Origin of the sequence: Aeromicrobium sp. REDSEA-S32_B7, from assembly GCF_001626145.1 — a bacterium.
In the GTDB taxonomy this organism is placed as follows: Bacteria; Actinomycetota; Actinomycetes; order Propionibacteriales; family Nocardioidaceae; genus Aeromicrobium; species Aeromicrobium erythreum.
Window position 1 is genome coordinate 1 of record NZ_LUNF01000307.1, and the last position, 3,433, is coordinate 3,433.

At 71.9% G+C, this 3,433-nt stretch carries 5 protein-coding genes and 1 pseudogene; 5 read left to right on the top strand and 1 reads right to left on the bottom strand.

Annotation, left to right across the window (positions count from 1 at the left end; translation table 11 throughout):
* The 3 genes from A6Q79_RS17745 to A6Q79_RS17755 all read left to right on the top strand — a co-directional run.
* Positions 1–753: HNH endonuclease signature motif containing protein (locus A6Q79_RS17745; RefSeq protein WP_317698887.1), on the top strand; the 753-nt coding region annotated here is incomplete at its 5' end.
* Positions 750–1,496 carry a bifunctional 1-(5-phosphoribosyl)-5-((5-phosphoribosylamino)methylideneamino)imidazole-4-carboxamide isomerase/phosphoribosylanthranilate isomerase PriA gene (priA, locus tag A6Q79_RS17750; RefSeq protein ID WP_286690916.1) on the top strand — a complete coding sequence of 249 codons (747 nt, stop codon included), beginning with the start codon at positions 750–752 and terminating at the stop codon, positions 1,494–1,496. The genes A6Q79_RS17745 and priA, both read left to right, overlap by 4 nt.
* A 2-nt stretch (positions 1,497–1,498) precedes the next feature.
* Positions 1,499–2,029 carry a DUF1707 domain-containing protein gene (locus A6Q79_RS17755; protein ID WP_286690917.1) on the top strand — a complete coding sequence of 177 codons (531 nt, stop codon included), beginning with the start codon at positions 1,499–1,501 and terminating at the stop codon, positions 2,027–2,029.
* A gap of 2 nt (positions 2,030–2,031) precedes the next feature.
* Here A6Q79_RS17755 and A6Q79_RS17760 read toward each other — a convergent pair whose 3' ends face one another.
* Positions 2,032–2,370 carry a hypothetical protein gene (locus A6Q79_RS17760; protein ID WP_286690918.1) on the bottom strand — a complete coding sequence of 113 codons (339 nt, stop codon included), beginning with the start codon at positions 2,368–2,370 and terminating at the stop codon, positions 2,032–2,034.
* Positions 2,371–2,402: 32 nt separating this feature from the next.
* On the opposite strand from A6Q79_RS17760, the gene hisF reads away from it, so the two are divergent.
* Both hisF and A6Q79_RS17770 read left to right on the top strand, forming a co-directional pair.
* Complete coding sequence (gene hisF, locus A6Q79_RS17765; protein ID WP_067858198.1) at positions 2,403–3,179, top strand: imidazole glycerol phosphate synthase subunit HisF; 777 nt, start codon at positions 2,403–2,405, stop codon at positions 3,177–3,179.
* Positions 3,169–3,433 (top strand): annotated as a pseudogene (locus tag A6Q79_RS17770) (ABC transporter ATP-binding protein); the annotation flags it as partial. The gene hisF and the pseudogene A6Q79_RS17770, both read left to right, overlap by 11 nt.

Here is a 3,433-nt window from a genome sequence, read left to right on the forward strand (position 1 = left end):
GCCCTGGATGACGGGATGAGCCTGCTGCAGGCCCTCATCCCCACGGTCGACGCCCTCCTGATCGAGCGTGACCTGACCCTGGCCGCGAAAGCCTCCCGCACCCAGACCATCGACGATGACCGGACGTTGGCGCAGGCCCGCGCCGACGCCCTCGTCGACACCCTGCTCCATAAGGACGAGACCGACACCGCTGACCACGCGCCGGTCAGCACCTCGGGCCGTGGCCGGTTCCACGTCGGGATCACTGTCTCCCTGGCCACCCTGTTGGGTCTGTCGAGCGAGCCGGCGGTCTCCGCCGACGGGCAGCACGTCCTCGACCCCGCCCTGCTCGCCGAGCTCGCCACCGCCGAGGGGACGTTGTTCTCGCGGTTGTTGACCGACGAGAACGGCGGGATCCTCGACGTCACCGAGCTGGGCCGCTTCCCCACCCAGCCCCTGCGTCGGGCGTTGAACCTCATCGACGGAACGTGCGACGTCCCGGGTTGCACCCGACCCGCCCTCGCCTGCGACGTCGACCACCAGATCCCCTACGACCTCGACCCGCCACCCGGCCAGCAGCGTGGACCCACCGAAGCCGCGAACCTGCACCACCGCTGCCCACCCCACCACGGACTCAAGACCCGAGGAGCACTCACCGTCAGCCACGACCTTCGTCGAGATCCACCACACCCACCCCGACCACATCCAGTACCGACCCCGATGAGACAGGCCGCGGCCGGGCGCGAGCGGGCGTCGATAGCATCGCCCGCGTGAGTGACTACCTGGAGCTGCTGCCCGCCGTCGACGTCAAGGGCGGCCAGGCCGTCCAGCTGGTGCAGGGGGTGGACGGGTCGGAGAAGCGGTTCGGCGACCCCGTCGAGGCTGCGCTGCGCTGGCAGTCGGCCGGCGCGGAGTGGATCCACCTCGTCGACCTCGACGCCGCGTTCGGCCACGGGCACAACCGCGACCTGCTCGCGCGGATCGTCGGCACCCTCGACATCGACGTCGAGATGTCCGGCGGCATGCGCGACGACGAGTCGCTCGCGGCCGCCATGGACGCCGGCTGCCGCCGGGTGAACATCGGCACCGCCGCGCTCGAGAACCCCGAGTGGTGCGCGAAGGTCATCGCCGAGTGGGGCGACCGGGTCGCCATCGGGCTCGACGTCCGCGGCACGACCCTCGCCGCACGCGGCTGGACCCGCGACGGCGGCGACCTGCACGAGACGCTCGCCCGCCTCGACGCCGAGGGCTGCGCCCGCTACGTCGTCACCGACGTCAACAAGGACGGCATGCTGCAGGGACCGAACCTCGACCTGCTGCGCGACGTCTGCTCCCGCACCGACCGGCCCGTCGTCGCGTCCGGCGGCGTCACCACCCTCGCCGACATCGAGGCGCTGATGGGTCTCGTCGACATCGGCGTCGAGGGTGCCATCGCCGGTACCGCGCTGTACACCGGACAGTTCACGCTCGAGGACGCGCTCGCCCTGACCCGCGGCCAGGCCCGACCGGAGGCCTGACCGTGGCCGCGGGACCGGTGTGGGACCGCTTCGAGGCGGACCCACGCGATCCCGCCCACGTCGCGCTGCGCGCCTCCGACGCCGACCGCGACGTCGTGCTCGCCGCGCTGCGCGACGCCTACGCCGCCGGGAAGGTCGACACCGCCGAGTACGAGCGGCGCGTCGACGCGGCCCTGGAGGTCGTCCGCCTCGGCCAGGTGCTGCCGCTGCTCGAGGACCTCGCGTCAAGCCGCACACCCGCCCGACGGGCGCGTCGTGCTCCCGAGGGTGCCACCGTGCGGGAGGAGGCCCTGGCCACGTTCGAGCGCGACCTGCGCGGCATGCGCACCGGCTGGGTCGCCCTCTCGGTCCTGCTCGTCGGCATCTGGGGCGCGACGTCGGTGGCCGCGGGGGAGCTGCTGTTCTTCTGGCCGGTGTTCCCCGTGCTGGCCGTCGGGGTCGGGTACCTGTCGCACCGGCTCAACCCCGAGAAGCACGTCGAGGAGCTCGAGGAGAAGATCGCCCGCAAGCGTCGTCGACGCCGCGAGGACTGAGCTCAGGTCAGGCGCGACACCAGGCCGACCAGCCCGGACACGGCGCCCACGAGCAGGGCGAGCAGGAGCAGCGCGAGGACGAAGCAGCCGACCCAGTCGCCGACCGACATGTGGTCGTCATCGACGACCCCGGCGTTCGGCGGCGGCAGCGGGAACCGCTCCATGTACTCCGCGAGGTGCGCCTGGGAGCAGAACCGGAACGTGTCCTTCGCGGCGTCGACGAACCAGTCGTCGCCCCACTCGTCCTCGGAGATGCGGCGGTGGACGTTCACGACCATCGCGTCGTCGGAGGTGACGTCGATCGTGCCGCGGCAGAGGAAGCACTGGTAGGTCGCAGGCACCGGGGAAGCATAGCCATCGGTAGGCTCGGCGGGTGAGCCTCGCCGTCCGTGTCATCCCCTGCCTCGACGTCGACGCGGGACGCGTCGTGAAGGGCGTCAACTTCGTCGACCTCGTCGACGCCGGCGACCCCGTGGAGATGGCCCGCGTGTACGACGCCGAGGGCGCCGACGAGCTGACCTTCCTCGACATCACCGCCTCCAGCGGCGACCGCGCCACGACCTTCGACATCGTCGGCAGCACGGCCGAGCAGGTCTTCATCCCGCTGACCGTCGGGGGAGGGGTGCGCACCGTCGACGACGTCGACCGGCTGCTGCGCGCCGGCGCGGACAAGGTCGGCATCAACACGGCCGCCATCGCGCGACCGGAGGTGATCGCCGAGATCGCGCACCGCTTCGGCAACCAGGTGCTGGTGCTGAGCGTCGATGCACGACGCAGCCCCACGAGCGGCGACGGGGCGCAGCCGAGCGGCTACGAGGTGACCACGCACGGCGGTCGACGCAGCGCCGGTCTCGACGCCGTGGAGTGGGTGCGTCGTGCGGAGGAGCTGGGCGTCGGCGAGGTGCTGCTGAACTCCATGGACGCCGACGGGACGAAGGCGGGCTACGACCTGGAAATGATCCGGGCGGTCCGCAGCGTTACCCAGGTGCCACTGATCGCCAGTGGTGGTGCCGGACGGCTCGAGCACTTCGCTCCCGCGGTCGAGGCCGGTGCCGACGCCCTGCTCGCCGCGAGCGTGTTCCACTTCGGCGAGCTCACGATCGGACAGGTGAAAGAGACCTTGCGAGCAGCTGGACACCGTGTCAGGTAGCGACCTCGGGTCGGCCCAGCAGGACCGGATGATGCGCCGGGGCCTCGGCCTCCTCGGGCGCGGCATCGTCGAGCAGAAGGGGCTGTTCGCCGTCTCGGCGGTCGGCAGCGTCCTGTTCGGCGCGATGACCGTCGCCGACGCCTGGGTGCTCGGCTGGGCCACCGACCACGTCATCCGGCCCTCCTTCGCGCGGGGCGAGGTGGCCCAGGGCGCGCTGTGGACGGCCATCGGCCTGTTCCTGACCGTCGCGACCC